The organism is Actinomycetospora cinnamomea, from assembly GCF_003096675.1.
Taxonomy (GTDB): Bacteria; Actinomycetota; Actinomycetes; order Mycobacteriales; family Pseudonocardiaceae; genus Actinomycetospora; species Actinomycetospora cinnamomea.
In genome coordinates, this window is the sequence record NZ_QEKW01000004.1 from 391,554 (window position 1) to 408,033 (window position 16,480).

At 75.9% G+C, this 16,480-nt stretch carries 11 protein-coding genes; 6 read left to right on the forward strand and 5 right to left on the reverse strand.

Annotation, left to right across the window (positions count from 1 at the left end; all coding sequences use genetic code 11):
* The first annotated feature begins 43 nt into the window (after window positions 1–43).
* Entirely contained in the window at window positions 44–1,474 is a 1,431-nt protein-coding gene (locus C8D89_RS10995) for an FAD-binding oxidoreductase (protein WP_116708133.1), read from the forward strand.
* A gap of 117 nt (window positions 1,475–1,591) precedes the next feature.
* Here C8D89_RS10995 and C8D89_RS11000 read toward each other — a convergent pair whose 3' ends face one another.
* Together C8D89_RS11000 and C8D89_RS11005 are read right to left on the reverse strand one after the other, a co-directional pair.
* On the reverse strand, window positions 1,592–2,983 hold the full coding sequence (locus tag C8D89_RS11000) for an FAD-binding oxidoreductase (RefSeq protein WP_116708134.1): 1,392 nt from the start codon (window positions 2,981–2,983) through the stop codon (window positions 1,592–1,594).
* A 34-nt stretch (window positions 2,984–3,017) separates the two neighbouring features.
* Complete coding sequence (locus tag C8D89_RS11005) at window positions 3,018–3,320, reverse strand: YdhR family protein (RefSeq protein WP_165825643.1); 303 nt, start codon at window positions 3,318–3,320, stop codon at window positions 3,018–3,020.
* Between the two features lie 130 nt (window positions 3,321–3,450).
* Here C8D89_RS11005 and C8D89_RS11010 point away from each other — a divergent pair, with 130 nt between their 5' ends.
* The 3 genes from C8D89_RS11010 to C8D89_RS11020 are packed head-to-tail and all read left to right on the forward strand — an operon-like array spanning window position 3,451 to window position 8,460.
* Window positions 3,451–6,384, forward strand: a complete 2,934-nt coding sequence (locus tag C8D89_RS11010; RefSeq protein ID WP_207787161.1) for an AfsR/SARP family transcriptional regulator — start codon at window positions 3,451–3,453, stop codon at window positions 6,382–6,384.
* Window positions 6,385–6,442: 58 nt separating this feature from the next.
* Window positions 6,443–7,216, forward strand: a complete 774-nt coding sequence (locus C8D89_RS11015) for a PIG-L deacetylase family protein (RefSeq protein WP_207787162.1) — start codon at window positions 6,443–6,445, stop codon at window positions 7,214–7,216.
* Between the two features lie 47 nt (window positions 7,217–7,263).
* Window positions 7,264–8,460: an MFS transporter gene (locus C8D89_RS11020; protein ID WP_165825644.1), complete on the forward strand. Its 1,197-nt coding sequence runs from the start codon at window positions 7,264–7,266 to the stop codon at window positions 8,458–8,460.
* Here the strand turns inward: C8D89_RS11020 and C8D89_RS11025 are convergent.
* Together C8D89_RS11025 and C8D89_RS30185 are read right to left on the reverse strand one after the other, a co-directional pair.
* A complete protein-coding gene (locus tag C8D89_RS11025; protein ID WP_116708136.1) occupies window positions 8,433–9,830 on the reverse strand; it encodes an FAD-dependent oxidoreductase in 1,398 nt (465 codons plus the stop codon). The genes C8D89_RS11020 and C8D89_RS11025 overlap by 28 nt on opposite strands.
* A gap of 9 nt (window positions 9,831–9,839) precedes the next feature.
* A complete protein-coding gene (locus tag C8D89_RS30185; RefSeq protein ID WP_165825645.1) occupies window positions 9,840–10,286 on the reverse strand; it encodes a DoxX family protein in 447 nt (148 codons plus the stop codon).
* 424 nt (window positions 10,287–10,710) lie between these two features.
* Here C8D89_RS30185 and C8D89_RS11035 point away from each other — a divergent pair, with 424 nt between their 5' ends.
* Window positions 10,711–13,956 (forward strand): bifunctional cytochrome P450/NADPH--P450 reductase, encoded by a 3,246-nt coding sequence (locus C8D89_RS11035; RefSeq protein WP_116708138.1) that lies wholly within the window; start codon window positions 10,711–10,713, stop codon window positions 13,954–13,956.
* Between the two features lie 68 nt (window positions 13,957–14,024).
* Here the strand turns inward: C8D89_RS11035 and C8D89_RS11040 are convergent, their stop codons facing one another.
* The gene (locus C8D89_RS11040) at window positions 14,025–15,206 is read right to left on the reverse strand and encodes an FAD-dependent monooxygenase (protein ID WP_207787163.1); all 1,182 of its coding nucleotides are present in this window, start codon (window positions 15,204–15,206) and stop codon (window positions 14,025–14,027) included.
* A 103-nt stretch (window positions 15,207–15,309) separates the two neighbouring features.
* Here C8D89_RS11040 and C8D89_RS11045 point away from each other — a divergent pair, with 103 nt between their 5' ends.
* Window positions 15,310–16,446 carry a class I SAM-dependent methyltransferase gene (locus C8D89_RS11045; RefSeq protein WP_116708140.1) on the forward strand — a complete coding sequence of 379 codons (1,137 nt, stop codon included), beginning with the start codon at window positions 15,310–15,312 and terminating at the stop codon, window positions 16,444–16,446.
* Window positions 16,447–16,480 lie beyond the last annotated feature (34 nt).

The window sequence follows — 16,480 nt, forward strand, 5'->3', positions numbered from 1 at the left end:
ACCGTCGGCTCCTCCGATCGTCCACCCCGTCAGGGAGACCGCCGTGACCACGACCGCCGACCGCGCCACCGTCCCGTGGACCGACCTCGCCGCCGTCCTGCGCGGCCGGATCGTCCTGCCCGCCGACCCCGACTACGACGCCGTCCGGGCCGTCTACAACGGCATGATCCACAAGCGTCCGGCGGCCGTCGCGCAGTGCCGCGACGTCGCCGACGTCATCGCCGGGGTGAACTTCGCCCGCCAGTACGGCCTGACACTGGCCGTGCGCGGCGGCGGGCACAACGCCGCGGGCCTCGGGGTCACCGACGACGCGCTCGTGCTCGACCTCTCGCTGATGCGCGGCACCCGCGTCGACCCCGAGCAGCGGACCGTCCGCGCGGACGGGGGCTGCGTCTGGGGGGACGTCGACCACGCGACCGGAGCGTTCGGGCTCGCCACGCCCTCGGGCATCGTCGGCACCACCGGCGTCGCCGGCCTGACGCTCGGCGGGGGCACGGGCTACCTGACCCGCCGCTACGGGATGACCATCGACAACCTGCTCTCCGCCGACGTCGTCCTCGCCGACGGCTCGTTCGTGACCGCGTCCGAGGACAGCCACCCGGACCTGTTCTGGGCGCTCCGCGGCGGCGGCGGCAACTTCGGCGTCGTCACCTCGTTCACCTTCCGCTGTCACCCCGTCGGTGACGCCGGGACGATCATCGGCGGGCCGGTGTTCTACTCGCTGGACGACATGGCCGACGTGATGCGCTGGTACCGGGAGCTGCTGCCGTCGCTGCCGGCGGAGCTCAGCGGCTGGATCGGCGTCATGGCCGTCCCCCCGGCCCCACCGTTCCCCGAGGAGCTGTGGGCGCGCACGGTGTGCGGGATCGTCTGGTGCTACAGCGGACCCGGCGACCGGGCGGACGAGGTGCTCGAGCCCATCCGCTCCTACGGGTCGCCGCTGCTGGTGGGCCTGCAGCCGATGCCCTACGCGGCGCTCCAGTCGGCGTTCGACCCGCTCTTCCCGCCCGGGCTGCAGTGGTACTGGAAGGGCGACGTCTTCACCGAGATCAGCGACGAGGCGATCGAGGTGCACCGCCGCTTCGCCGAGGCCCTGCCCAGCGGGCAGTCGACCATGCACCTCTACCCCATCGACGGGGCCGCCGCCCAGGTGCCCGAGGACGCGACGGCCTTCTCGTACCGCAGCGGCGGGTGGTCCGGCGTCATCGTCGGCGTCGACCCGGACCCGGCGAACGCGGAGCGGATCACGCAGTGGGCCCGTGACTACTGGGAGGCCCTGCACCCGTACTCGGCCGGCGGCGCCTACATCAACTTCATGATGGAGGAGGGCGTGGACCGCATCCGGGCGTCCTATCGCGGCAACTACGACCGGCTCGCCGAGATCAAGGGCCGCTACGACCCGGAGAACCTGTTCCGCGTCAACCAGAACATCGTGCCCGCGGGCAACGTGGTGCCCTCGCCGCGGCGAGGGTAGGTAGGCGCGTCCCGGGGGGAACGAACGAACGGCGCTCCCGCTGCGTCGCAAGCAGCGAGAGCGCCGTTCGTTCTCCCGGGCCGGGCGCAGGCGGCCCGGCGTGCCCGCCCGGACGGCTCAGGGGCGGGCGGCGGCGCCGCTGAGGACGCCGTCGGGGTCGTACGACCGCACGATCGCGTCGAGCCGGGCGGCGTGGGCGCCGAACGAACTCGTCCGGTCGGCGTCGTCGTCCAGGCCGGCGAAGTTGACGTACACGCCCCCGGTGGCGTGGGGGCGCAGCGACTCCCACCCCTGCCGGGCCCAGCCGATCGCCGCGTCGTCCATCGCCGGGTCGGTCCAGCCGGCGTCGATGCTGATGTTGAACAGGGCACCGCGGTGGGCGAACGCACTCTCGTGCGCGCCGACCCGCGAGATCGCCCCGCCCATCGTGCGCACGATGACCAGCGACTGCGGGGTCGGGCGGCTCGCCCCGGCTGCGAGCACCGCCGCGACGGCGTCGTCGTCGAACCGCTCGACGAAGTGGGACTTGAAGAAGTAGCGCGCCCCCGCCGGGAAGAGCGGGTCCGGCCCGGTCTGGCTCGTCGCGTAGTCGACCACCGCCGTCGCGTCGAGCATCGGCGTGCCCAGGCGGGCCAGCGGCGCGAGCACCTCGAGGCCCTCGTCCGCGGGTCCTGCGTAGAGCCCGACCACCATCACCATCTCGGCACCGTGCATCTCCGACGGGATCGCGGGGTCCGGCGGGATGCTCCACAACGCGATCTCCGGCGAGACGGCCTCGGGCATGCGGGGCGCCAGGTCCCGCCAGGCCGACATCACGGTGGCCGCCTCCTCGACGGGATAGATGACCTGGGCCATGGCGACCTCCGGGCCCAGCGGCGACAGGTCGAACTCGAACGCGGTGACCACGCCCAGCCCCCGGCCGCCGCCGCGGGCGGCCCAGAACAGGTGCGGGTGCTCGGTCCGGCTCGCGGTGCGCACCACCCCGTCAGCGGTGACGATCTCGATCGAGCGCAACGCGTCGCAGCTCAGCCCGAGGGCCCGCTGCAGCACGCCCATCCCGCCGCCGAGGGTCAGCCCGGCCACCCCGGTCACCGACACCTCGCCGCCCGGGGTGACCAGGCCGTGGCGCTGGGTGGCCGTGTTGACGTCGGCCCAGCGGGCGCCGGGGCCGACGCGGGCGGTGCGGGTGTCGGGGTCGACGGTCACCTCGGTCATGCCCGACAGGTCGATGACGAGGCCGTCGTCGCAGACCGCGCTGCCGGCGACCTGGTGGCCGCCGCCGCGGATGCTCACCGGTGGCCGGTGGATCCGTGCGGCGGCGATCGCGGCGACGACGTCGGCGGTGTCCGCGCACCGCGCGATCACGCTCGGATGGCGGTCGATCAGGCCGTTCCAGACGTGGCGGGCCTCGTCGTAGCGGGGGTCGGCGCGGTCGATGACGTCGCCGCGCAGCGTGGCGCGCAGCGTGGACACGAGGGCGGACTCGCGGGTGGTGATGGTCGTGGTCATGGCGTCCTCCGGAAGGGGTGGCGTGAGGGGTGGGTCAGGCGGCGGCGCGGGTGATCGAGCCGGTGAGGGCGCCGAGCTCCTCGTCGACGTCCCAGCCGCGGATCTCCACGTCGTCGAACGTCGCGTGCAGGCCGGCGACGAGCGGTCCGTCGCGGTACGCCTCGGCCGCGGCACGGTCGGCGAACAGGTAGAAGCCGCCGTGGTGACTGCCGTGGTGCAGCCACGTCTTGGCGACGAAACCCGGCACGGTGCGCACGGCCTCGGCGAACGCGTACGCGGCGTCGTGCAGCTCCTCCGCCGACAGGGTCGTGGTGAAGGTGATGTGCAGGGCGTACATGGGCGGGTCCTTCCGCTCGCGGTGCGTGTCGGCCGGTCGGGCCGACGCCGAGCGAGACTCCGCCGGACGGCTGGCACGCCCCTTGCACGTCGCTGTCATCGCGGCATGCTGCTCACCGAGGGTGGTGCCGGTGCGGGATGTGGAGCAGGAACCGTCGGTCCGCGTCGACGTGCTGGGTCCGTTGCGGCTCCTCGTCGACGGCGGGCCGGTCGACGTGCGCGGGCCCAAGCGGCGCGCGGTCCTGGCGCTGCTGGCCCTGGCCGAGGGGCGCACGGTGGGCGTCGAGCAGCTCGTCGACGCGCTGTGGCCGACCGACCCGCCGGAGTCGGCGCGGGCGAGCGTGCACAGCCACGTCTCGCGGTTGCGGTCCGATCTCGGGGTCGCGGCGTCCCGGCTGGCCACCGACGAGGCCGGCTACCGCCTGGACCTGCCCGACGACGGGCTCGACCTGCGGTGCGTGCGGGTCCTGCGCGACCGGGCGCGGCGGCTCGCGGGGACCGCCCCCGCCGCCGCGGCGGCCCCGCTGCGCGCGGCGCTGGCGTGGTGGCGGGGCCCGGCGCTCGCCGACCTGACCGAGGTGCCCCCGCTGCGCGCCGCCGCGGACGCCGCGACGCAGCTGCGCCGCGAGCTCGGCGACCGCCTCGTGGCCGCCCTGGTCGACGGCGGCGCCGCCGCGGAGGCGCTGGGCCCGGCCGCCGACGCCGTCGCCGAGGACCCCCTGCGGGAACCGGCGGTGCTCCTGCTCGTGCGCGCGCAGGCCGCCACCGGCCAGGCCCCGCGGGCCCTGCGCACGGCCCGCGACTTCCGCCGCCGGCTCGCCGACGAGGTCGGGCTCGACCCGTCGCCGGCCCTCGCCGCGATGGAGCGGGACGTCGCCGCCGGCGCGCTGGGTCCCGCGCCGACTCCGCCACCGCGGGAGCCGCCACAGCCGCCGCCCCCACCGTCACCCGCCACGGCGACGGAACCGACGCTGCACGGCCGCGAGGCCGATCTCGCGCGCACCGCCGAGCTGCTCGCGGGCGAGCGGCTGGTCAGCGTCGTGGGCCCCGGTGGGGTGGGCAAGACGCGGCTGGCCCGTGAGCTGGCCCGCCGCGCCCCGGGCGCGGCCACGCTGCTGCTCGCGCCCGTCACCGATCCCGGCGCCGTGGACCACGCCCTCGCCGCCGCGCTGCACCTGGGCTCGGTGACCGGCGACGTCCTCGCCGCGTGCCTCGACGTGCTCGGCGCGGGTCGGCGCCTGCTCCTGGTGGACAACTGCGAGCACCTGCTCGATGCGGCCCGGGACCTCGTCACCGCCCTCCTCGAGCACTGCCCGCGGCTCACGGTGCTGACCACGAGCCGCGAGCCCCTCGGGCTCGCCGAGGAGGCCGTCGTCCGCCTCGCGCCGCTGCCCGTACCGCCGGCCCGCGACGCCGGCCCGCTGGTCGACGTCTCGCTGGCCGACGTCCCGTCGGTCGCGGTGTTCCTCGACCGGGCCGCGCGCGTGCGGCCCGCGCTCGACCCCGACGAGCTGCCGCACGTGGCCGTGATCGTCCGGCACCTCGAGGGCCTGCCGCTGGCGATCGAGCTGGCGGCGGGACGGCTCTCCACGTTCGCGCCGGCCGCGCTCGCCGCCCGGCTCGACCGTTCACTGGACCTGCTCGGCAACCGGGCCCTGCCGGCACGCCAGCGCACGCTGCGCACGACCGTCGCCTGGTCGTACGACCTGCTCGCCGACGACGAGCAGCGCCTGTTCCGGCACCTGTCGGTGTTCGCCGACGGCGTCGACCTCACCGCGGTGGAGCGGGTGGCCGCCGAGCTCGCGCTCGCCGAGGACGCGGGCAGCCTGCTCGCCCGCCTGGTCGACACCTCCATGGTGGAGGCCACGACGGAGCCGCCGCCACGGGACGACGGGCCGGCGGGCCGCGTCCGGTACCGGATGCTGGAGACGCTGCGCGCCTTCGGCCGCGACCGGCTCGTCGCCGCGGGCGAGGACGACGCCGCCGACGACCGCCTCGTGCGCTGGGCCGTCGACCTCGCCGGCTGGGTCGCGCGCACGGCCTACAGCGCCGACGAGGCCGCCGCCGACGCGGTGCTGCGCCGGGAGGCGGGCAACCTGCGCGCCGCCTGGCGTGAGGCGCGCCGACGGGGCGACCTGGACGCGGCCGTCGCGGTGGCCACGGCCCTGATCGAGCACGCCTACTGGCGGGACCTCGTGGAGATCCGTGGCTGGGCGGCGGAACTGGTGGCCGACCCGGCGCTGGTCGGGCACCCCGGGGAGGGAGAGGTGTACGGGGCCGCGTCCTTCGACGCCTACATCAGCGGCGACGCGCCGCGGGCCGAGCGGCTCGCCCGCGCCGGCCTCGCGCGACTCCCCGCGCACGGTGTCCACCGCGGGCGCCAGCTCTGCCTCTCGGGGCTCGCCCAGGCCGAGCTCACGCTCGGCGCCTGGGAGGACGCCGTCGCCCACGACATCGAGGCGCTCGACGCGGCCGGCAGGCCCGCCTCCCACCCGACGATCGGCGCGCTCGCCGCGCTCTACGCCGGACGGCCGCAGCGGGCACGGGAGCTCGCGGCGGCCATCCCGGCCGGTGCGTCGCCCACGCTGCAGGGCCTCGTCGCCTACGTGGAGGGCGAGATCGAGAGCGTCGCCGGCGACGTCGACGTCGCCGAGGAGCGCTACACCACGGCCATCGCGTGCGCCCGGAGCACGGGATCGACCTTCCTCGAGGCCATCGCCGCAGTGGGACTGGCGTCCCTGCTCTCGCGGGCCGGGCGCTACGACGCCGCCCTCGCCGGCTACCGCGACGTCGTCGACCACTGGGTCGAGGGCGGCAACTGGGGGCACCTCTGGGTGACGCTGCGCAACCTGGCGGAGCTGCTCCGGGAGCTGGGCGACGGCGAGACGGCCGACCTCGTCGACGCGGCCGCCGACCGGGCCCCGGACGCCCCCGAGGGCGGGCGTGGGTCGGGCCGCGTCCCGCCGGAGCGGGCGCCGGACCGCGAGCAGGTGATCGCCCTGTCGCAGGCAGCGATCGCCCGCCACCTCGCACGGAGCCGTGACAGTGGCGTGCCCGCGCCCTGACAGCGGCCCGGCCGATCCTCGACGGCGTCCACCCACGGACCGTCACGAGGAGACCGCCATGACCACGATCGAGGCCAGTGCCGTGATCCGCACCGCCGCCACGGTCCCCCGCCTCGGCACCATCGTCGGCGTCTGGGCACACCCCGACGACGAGGCCTACCTCTCCGCGGGCGTGCTGGCCGCCGCGGCCGCTGCCGGGCAGCGGGTCGTCGTCGTCACCGCCACGCGGGGCGAGCACGGCACCGACGACCCCGTGCGGCACCCGCCGGAACACCTCGCGCAGGTGCGGGCCCTCGAGATCGTCGACTCGCTCGCGGCACTGCACCCGTCCATCGAGCACCGCTTCCTCGGGCGCGGGTGCTGCCACCTCGACGGCGCGTTGCGCCCCGACCCGGGCACGGAGACGATCGACGAGCTCGCGGGGGTCCTGGCCGAGGTCGCCCCCGACACGGTGCTGACGTTCGGACCGGACGGCATCACCGGGCACTCGGACCACCGGGCGGTCTCGGCCTGGGTCGATCACGCGGTCGGCCGGCTCGCCCGGGCACCACGGGTGCTGCACGCGGCGGTCACGGCGGAGTGGGTCGCGCGGTTCGCCGAGTTCGTCGAGCCGATGGACGACAGCGACGACGCCTTCGCGCCCTGCCCGGCCGAGGAGCTGGTGGTCGACCTCGAGCTCGACGGCGAGCTCCTCGACCGCAAGGTCGCCGCGCTGCGTGCCCAGGTCACCCAGACCGCCGGGCTCGAGGCCGCCGCCGGTCCGGCGCAGTACCGGGAGTCGGTGGCCGGCGAGTACTTCCGGTGGGCGGCGACGACGGGGGCCGGGTCGTGAGGATCGCGGGGCGAGGCGCGGCGCCCGTTGTCGTCCTCCTGCGCGCGGTGATCGCCACGACGGTGGCGCTCGGTCTCGCAACGGGCGCCGGCCCCCTGGCCGACCCGCTGGCCGCGGCCCACGGCGTCGGCCGGGGGAGCACCGCGTCGATGTTCTCGGCGACGTTGTTCGTCATGCTCGCGACGGGCCTGCTCGCGGGCCCGCTCGCGGGGCGGTGGGGGACCCGCCGGCTCGCCCTCGCCGGTGCGGCGCTCCTGCCTGCCGGGCTGGTGGCCCTCGCCCTCACCGAGCCCTTCGCCCTCGCCGGCGCGGCGTTCGCGCTCGGCGTGGGCGGCGGCGCCGGGTGCCTCTTCGTGCCGATGCTCGCCGAGGTCGGGGCCACGTTCGGGAGGCACCGCTCGGTCGCGCTCGTCCTGGCCACGGCCGGCGGAGGGCTCGGCACGGTGGTGGCGCCGCCGGTGGTGCTCGCGCTGCTCGACGGTGTCGGGTTGCGCGGGACCCTGCTGCTCCTCGCCGCCGGGTCCGCCGCCGTCCTGGTCGGGTGCGCCCTGACGGCCGGCCCCGGGCGCGCGCCGGCGGACGGACCGGGGGCGGCGGAACCGGGGCCGCTCACGGTGCTGCGCGACCCGGAGGTCCGCCGGCTGTGCCTCGCGGCGGTCGGGGTGACCGCGGCCATGTTCGTCCCCTTCGTGCACCTGGCCCCGGACACGGTCGCCCGGGGTCTCGGTCCGGCGTTCGGTGCGGCCCTCGTGGCCGTCGTCGGCGCGGCGAGCGTCGTCGGGCGCCTCGCCGTGGTGCCGGCCGTCGCGCGCTGGGGCGCGTGGCCGCTGTACCGGGCGGCCGCGGTGACGCTCACCGCCGTCCTCGGCGTGTGGCTCGTGGCCGGGAACCGGACGGTGCTCCTGCTCGTGTTCGCCCTGGTGTTCGGACCGGCGCACGGCGCCTACGTGGGCCTCGGCACGGCGGTGGCGGCGGAGCGGTTCGGGACGACGGGCCTGGCGGCACGCCTGGGCGTCATGCACGCGTCCGCGGCGATCGGCGGGCTGCTCGGGCCGGCGACGGCGGGCTGGGCCGTCCAGCTGCTCGCCAGGCCGGGAGCGGCCCCGGTGGTCGCCGCCGTGTTCGGCGCCGCCGGATGCGTGCTGCTCCTCGGCCGGTGGCGGGAGCACGCGGTCGCGGCGCCCCGCACGCCGGCGCCCCCGGGCGCACCGGCGGGTCAGGCCGCGAGCAGCTCGACGAGCTGACGCCGGTCGGGCCCGGGCGTCGGCGGCGGCGGGTCCTCCGCGTGGGCGGCGAGCGCCTCGGCGACGGCGGGCCGGGCGAGGACCTCGTCGAGGAACGCCAGGCAGAGCAGGATGTCGATCATCCCGCGGAAGGCGTCGGCGTCGCGGGCCGCGGCGCGCACCAGCGCGGCGAGGGGTGACGTCGCCGGCGGCGGGTCCTCCCCGCGCCGCGCGGCGGTCATCTCGGCCATGCGCACCCGATCCGCGGCGAGCTGGTGGTCGTGGAACGGCCGCACCGACCGCTCCGTGCGCTCCTCGAACGCCCGCGCCAGCGCGGCCGGGTCGTCGAGGTGGGCGCGCACCACGGCGCGCAGCTGCTGGGCGTGCACCGCCCCGACCGACAGGCCCCGCCCCGCGGACGGGTTCGTGCAGGCCCAGGCGTCGCCCACCGCGACGAACCCGGTGGCGACCGGGGTGCCCCCCGTGCTGAACCGGCGGTGCCGGTCGAGGATCCCGCCCATCGCGAGCACCTCGGTGATCGGCGTGCCGGCGAGCCAGTGCGCCTGCAGGGGGCACGCCGCGACCACGCGCGTGAAGGTCCCGGGGTCGCGGAAAGCCCGGAGCGCACGGTCGTGCGCGGCGCCGAACACGGTGACCGACCAGGTGTCGTTGTCGCCTTCGAGCGTCAGCAGGGACACGCTGCCCAGCGGGAACAGCGCCGGGCCACGCCGGACGGGACGCTCGGGGCCGGTGAAGTAGCGGGTGTAGTAGACGAACCCGCGGTCCTCCGCCTCCTGCCCGACGGGCCGGGCGCCGAGGGCGGCGAGCCACGACGGTGCGACGCTGCGTCGCCCGGTGGCGTCGACGACCAGGTCGGCCCGCAGCTCCTCCCCGGCGCTCGTGCGCACCCCGGCGACGTGGGGCACGCCGCGCAGGCTCTCCGGGCCCGCGAGCAGGGCGGCGACCCGCGTCCCCCGGCGCATCTCGACGCCCGGCTCCCGCGCGGCGGCCGCGGCGACCACCGACTCGACGACCGGACGGCGGCCGGTGACGAAGCGGACCCGCTCGTCACCGGGGCGCGGCGTGCGGTCGGTGATCGAGGGCGGCAACGCCGCGAGGGGATCGATCGGCACGCACCCCGCGCCGAGGAGGTCGTCGGTGAGCCCCGGCAGCTCGGCATCGCAGACCTCGCGAAAGCGGGCGAACAGGTTGTGGGGCTGGCGGAACTGCGCCACGCCCCGCCGGTCCCAGGCGGACCAGGCCTGCTCGGGACATTCCGGGACGCCCGCCGGGTCGGACTCGAGCACGGTGACGTCGTGCCCGTCCCGCGCCAGCATCGTCGCCGTCATCAGCCCGATGACGCCGCCACCACAGATCACGACCGCGCCCACCGGACCTCCTCACGCCCCGAGCGTGCGGCCGGGGCGCACCACCAGGAGGCGGGCGTCGAGCGACCCCGCGCCCGGACCCGCCCAGAGCAGGACGAGCATGATCACCAGCAGGGTGGGTGCGAGGCCCAGGTGGATCGGCCCGCCGACCGCCACCCCGGCCGTGGCGATCGCCCCGACCATGTTCCCGGCCAGCGCGAGGGCCGCGAGGCGGGTGCCGAGGCCGAGGACGAGGAGCACGCCCCCGACGAGCTCCACGAGGCCGACCAGCAGCACGAGCGCCGAGGAGCCCGGCAGGCCGAAGCTCTCGAAGAGCGCCGTGTAGCCCGCCCGGTCGGTGAACTTGCCGATCGAGGTGAGGACGAAGGCGAGGCCCGCGACGATCCGCAGGGCGGCGACGACGTACCGGGCCCGGCCCTCGGCCCGTTCGCGGACGAGCTCCGCGCGCCAGGACTCCACCACGGACCTCCGGATGCTCGACGGGTGCCGCTCAGGACGCCACCACCGAGCACCCGGTCGCCAGCACGGGTGGATCACGACGTCGACCCGGTCCGGCGGCGGTGACGGCGTGCGCCCATCCGGGTGCTCCGCGCGACGAATGGGTCGCCGTCCGTGATGCGACAGCGACGCGCTCGCGACACGACCACCCGGATGTCGGCGCTGCCTTGACCTGATCTCGTCCGTCTCGCCACGGTGAGTGTCACCGAGGCGGGCTCGGCGCGGCGCCAGGAGCAGCCATGACACGGACGGGACCGGACGTCCAGCCGGACGACGGTCGCTCGGTGCCGCCCCGCTCGCTCGCGCTCGGCGCCGTCCGGGGCCTGGTGCCGGCGTTGGTTCACCGGAGCGCCCCCCACCACCGGAACGCCCGGGAGGACGTCCCATGACCGCCGCGATCGAGATCGACGCCGTCCCCGGCCCGCGCGGCCTGCCCTACCTCGGGAACCTGCTGGACATCGACCGCGACAGTCCGATCGAGGGTTTCGTGCGTCTGGCGCGGGAGTACGGGCCGGTCTACCGGCTCGCCACACCGGCCGGGACGCGGCTCATGGTCTCCGGGCCCGACCTCGTGGACGAGATCTGCGACGACGAGCACTACGACAAGAAGATCGCCGCCGGGCTGAAGACCATCCAGAAGAGCGTGGCCGGCCACGGCTTGTTCTCCTCGGACACCGAGGACCCGCTGTGGCACCGCGCGCACCACATCCTCATGCCCGCGTTCGCGGCGCAGGCGATGCACGGCTACCTGCCGCGCATGCTCGACATCGCGGGCCAGCTCTGCGACCGGTGGTCACGGCTGAACCCCGACGAGGACGTCGACGTGGCGAAGGACATGACCTCGCTGACCTTCGACACGATCGCGCTGTGCGGGTTCGACTACCGCTTCAACTCGTTCTACCGCGACACCCCGCACCCGTTCGTCGCGGCCATGGTCCGGTCGCTTCTCGCCGCCCAGGCCCGGGCCCGACGCCTGCCGATCCAGAACCGGCTGCACCGGCGGGCGGAGCGGCAGGCCGACGAGGACCAGGCACTGATGCGCGACGTCGTGCAGAAGCTCATCGACGAGCGACGGGCGTCCGGGGAGATCGAGCGCGGGGACCTGCTCGGGCTCATGCTCACCGGCGTCGACCGGCAGTCGGGAGAAGGTCTGCCCGACGACAACATCATCGCCCAGTGCCTGACCTTCCTCATCGCGGGCCACGAGACGACCAGCGGCCTGCTGACGTTCGCGCTCTACTTCCTCGTCAAGCACCCCGAGTACGGGGCACGGGCCCGAGCGGAGGTCGACGAGGTGCTCGGCGACGACGCCTGGCCCTCCCACGAGCAGCTGCACCGCCTGACCTACGTCCGGCAGGTGCTCGAGGAGACCCTGCGCCTGTGGCCGACGGCCCCGCTGTTCACCCGGGCCCCGTTCGCCGACACGGTGCTCGGTGGGCGGTACGCGATCCCTGCGGGCACGCCCCTGACCGTGCTCATCCCGATGCTGCACCGCTCGGTCGCGGTGTGGGGACCTGACGCCGAGGAGTTCGACCCCGACCACGTCGCCGCCGAGCGCCTCGCCGCACTGCCGCCGAACGCCTACAAGCCGTTCGGCACCGGCCAGCGGGCGTGTATCGGGCGCCAGTTCGCCCTGCAGGAGGCCATCCTGGTGCTGGGCATGCTCCTGCAGCGCTTCGAGTTCGTCGACCACCTCGACTACGAGCTGAAGGTCCGCACCACGCTGACCGTGAAGCCGGACGGCTTCCGGCTGCGCGTCCTGCCCCGCCCGGGGCGATCTCTGCCGGGCAGCGGTGCGCCACCGTCGGCGACGATCCGAGCCCCGCAGGTGGACGAGCGCGCGGCGCGGCCGGCCACGGCGCCGGTGCCCGTCGAGGCCCGTCACGACACCCCGCTGGCAGTGCTGTTCGGCTCGAACCTCGGCACGGCGGAGGGCCTCGCGACCCGTCTCGCCGCCGAGGGCACCGAGCGGGGCTACGCGGTGACGCTCGGACCCCTCGACGACCACGTGGGCCGCCTGCCCACGGCGGGCGCGGCTGTGGTGGTGAGCTCGTCGTACAACGGCACGCCGCCGGACAACGCGGCCGTCTTCTGCCGCTGGCTCCAGGACCCGGCGACACCCGCGGACGTGGGCCGGGGACTCGCCTACACGGTCTTCGGGTGCGGGGACACGGCCTGGTCGGCCACCTACCAGAAGGTGCCGACGCTCCTCGACACCGAGCTCGCGGCCCATGGGGCCCACCGGGTGCACCCCCGCGGGGAGGGCGACGCGGAGGCGGACTTCGACGAGCAGTACCGCGCGTGGCACGAGTCGCTGTGGACCGACCTGGCGACCGCCCTCGACCTGCCGGCGACCGCCGCGACCCCGGCGACCTCCGGGCCCCGGCTGTCGATCACCGTGACCAACCGGCAGCAGGCCAACCCGGTGGTGACCTCCTACGACGCCCGGGCGGCGACGGTCCTGGACAACCGCGAGCTCGTGGTCGACACCGGCGCCGACGGCCGGTCGGTGCGACACCTCGAGATCGCCCTACCGGCCGGGACGACGTACCGGGCCGGCGACCACCTCGGGGTGCTCCCCCGCAACACCACCGACCAGATCTGGCGCGTCATGGCCCGCTTCGGGCTGGACGCCGGGCAGTACCTCACGATCAGCCCGCGCAGCGGGACCCACACGCACCTGCCGATCGACGAGCCGACACCCCTGCTCGGCGTGCTCGGCGCGTGCGTGGAGCTCCAGGATCCGGCCGGACGCGACGACATCGAGACCCTCGCCGCGTACACCGACGATCCCGAACAGCGCCGCGCCCTCCTCGCGCTCGCGGGCGACGACGACGAGTCCCGCGCGCGCTACCGTCGCGAGATCGGCGAGGCCAACCGGTCGGTGCTCGACCTGCTCGAGGAGTACCCGGCCTGCGAAATCCCCTTCGAGGTCTTCGTCGACCTGTTGCCCCCGCTGCGGCCGCGGTACTACTCGATCTCCTCGTCCCCGTTGGTCGACCCGCAGGTCGCCGCGGTGACCGCCGGGGTCCTTCGGGCGCCGGCGCGCCGCGGCACCGGCACGTTCGCCGGCGTCTGCTCGGGGTATCTCGCCCGCGTGCCGGAGAAGGGGACGGTGTTCGCGTTCGTCCGGTCGCCCTCGATCCCCTTCCACCCTCCGGAGAACCCGCACACCCCGATGATCATGATCGGGGCGGGGACCGGGATCGCGCCGTTCCGGGGCTTCCTGCAGGAGCGCGACGCGCTCCGCGCCCAGGGGGTGCCGATCGGGCCGTCGCTGCTCTTCTTCGGGTGCCGCGGGGCGGTCGACGACCTGTACCACGCCGAGCTCGACGAGTACGAGAAGCAGGGGGTCGTGCGCGTGCGCTCCGTGCACTCGCGCGACCCGGTGGACGGGCGCCGCTACGTCCAGCACGAGATGCGCGTCCGGGGCGACGAGGTGTGGGAGCTGCTCGAGCAGGACGCGTCGGTGTTCGTGTGCGGCAACGCGACCACCATGGCGCCCGCGGTCCGCGAGGCCCTGGTCGAGATCCACCGCGATCGCGCGGGCGGATCGGGCCAGGACGCCGCCGACTGGCTGGCCGGCATGCGCCGCGAGGGGCGCTTCGTCGAGGACATCTGGGGCGGGTGAGCACCGCGGGCCGGGGACCCGTGACGGACGTGGACCGCCCGGCCGGCCCATGCTGGCACCGCGTTCCGTCAGGGGAGCGCCCCGGCCGTGCCGACGAGGCGGCGGGCGGCGAGCCGGTCGAACCCGGGCAGGCGCAGGGCCCGCAGCGCGAGGCGGCGGGCCAGCAGGCGGGTCCGGGTCGGCGGCAGGAACCAGTCGGCGCTGCGCCGCCCCGCCTCCTGGCACGCGGTCGTGACCGGGCGCATGCGGTGCTCGTAGCGGCGCAACGCCTCCTCGACGTCGCCGGACCCCGCGAGCGCGGGCGCGAGCTCGCCCGCCAGCACGTGGGCACCCGCGACGGCGAGCGACGCGCCCTGGCCGGCGAGCAGCGAGACCGCCCCCGCGGCGTCTCCGAGCAGCGTGACCCGGCCCCGGCTCCAGCGCGGCAGCTCGACCTGCGCGACGACGTCGTAGTACAGGTCGGCGCCGTCCGGGCAGTGGGCGAGCGCGTCGGGCACCACCCAGCCCAGGTCGCGGTGCACGGCCCGCACCGTGCCGGCCGCATCGTCGGGCAGGGTGAGCGGGTCGTCCCGTGGGGCCGGGTGGAACACCGCGGCGGCCACCTCGTCACCGGCGAGCCCGTAGAGACCCGCGCCGTGCCCGACCGTGTCGGTCATGACGAACCGGTCACCCAGGCGGGCGCGCAGCGCGGCGTCGCGGAACGTCCAGGCGGCCGTGTGCAGCCCGAGCGGGCGCAGGAACGTCTGCTCGGGGCCGTGGACCGCGGCCCGGACCGCGGAGTGCACGCCGTCGGCTCCCACCACGGCGAGGGCGTCGAGCCGGGTCCCGTCCGCCGACGCCACGGTGACGCCGTCGCCGCGCGGCACCACCTCCGTGACCGTCACCCCGAAGCGCAGGTCGACAAGAGGGCCGAGGTCGTGACGCAGCACCCGTTCGAGATCGCCCCGCAGCAGGCTCAGCAGGCGGCCCCCGACGGCGCGGGTCGCGGCCGCGTAGTCGATCTCCGCCGTGGGGTGGCCGCGGCGGTCGACGTAGGTCACGGCGGTCACGGAGTACGCGACCTGCGCGAGCAGGGGGAGCAGGCCGGTCTCCTCGGCGGCCAGTTGCCCCGGGCCGAAGAAGTCCATCATGTAGCCGGCGCTCCGCGGCCCGCTCGCCCGCTCGAGCACCTTGACGGGGATGCCCGCGCGGCCGAGCTCCCGCGCGAGCGCCAGGCCCGCGATCCCCGCTCCGCACACCACCACCGCCACGGCCCGCATCCTCGGCCGTCCGCCCGGGGCCGTCGAGGCGCGGGCACGCGGCCGACAGCCGGACGACAGCCGGTCGGCAGGGCCCCCGAGCACCGTTCCCGCCATGACGACCACCGAGACCCGCCCCGACACCACCGTCCCCACCGAGACCGACGACGAGCGCACCACGGCGTGCGTCGAGAAGGTCTTCGGGTGGATCCTCGGCGCGGAGAACATCACCGCCCTCTACCTGGGTGACCGCCTGGGCTGGTACCGCAGTCTGGCCGCCGACGGGCCGGCCACGGCGCCGGAGCTGGCCGCCCGCACCGGCACCGCCGCGCGGTACGCCCGCGAGTGGCTCGAGCAGCAGGCGGTCTGCGGCCTGCTCACCGTCGACGATCCCGGCGCGGAGCCCGACGCCCGCCGCTTCACGCTGCCCGCCGCGCACGTGCCCGTGCTGGCGGACCCCGACAGCGAGGTCAACCTGGCGGCGATGCCGCGCCTCCTCACCGCGACCCAGCGTCACATCGACGACCTCCTCGAGGCCTACCGCACCGGTGGCGGCGTGAGCTGGGAACAGCTGGGCACCGACGCGCGGGAGGGCCAGGGCGACCAGAACCGCGGCCTGCTGCGCAAGGCCCTGACCCGCGACTACCTGCCACTGCTGCCCGACGTGGACCGGGCGCTGCGCGCGGGCGGGCGGGTGGCCGACGTCGGCTGCGGCGTGGGCTGGTCGACGGTCGGGATCGCCGGCGGCTACCCCACCGCGCGCGTGGACGCCTTCGACGTCGACGAGGCCTCGATCGACGCCGTCCGCGCCAACGCCCGCGCTTACGGCGTCGCCGACCGCGTCGCCGCCCACCACGCCGACATGGCCACCGCGATCGACCGGGGGATCGCCGACGAGGGCGGCTACGACCTCGTCTGCGCCTTCGAGTGCGTCCACGACATGCCCGACCCGGTCGGGGTGCTCGGCGCGATGCGCCGCGCGGTCGCCGAGGACGGCACCGTGCTGATCATGGACGAGAAGGTCGCGGACACCTTCGCACCGAACGGCGACGAGGCCGAGCAGCTCTTCTACGGGTTCTCCCTGCTGTGCTGCCTGCCCGACGGCCTCTCCACACCGGGCTCGGTCGGCACCGGCACCGTGATGCGGCGCAGCACGCTCGAGGAGTACGCCCGCGCCGCCGGCTTCGCCGCGGTGGAGGTGCTCGACGAGCTCGACAACGACATGTTCCGGTTCTACCGCCTGCGCCCCTAGGCTCCGGGTCCCTGCCGGCCGGCGGAGGGAGCAC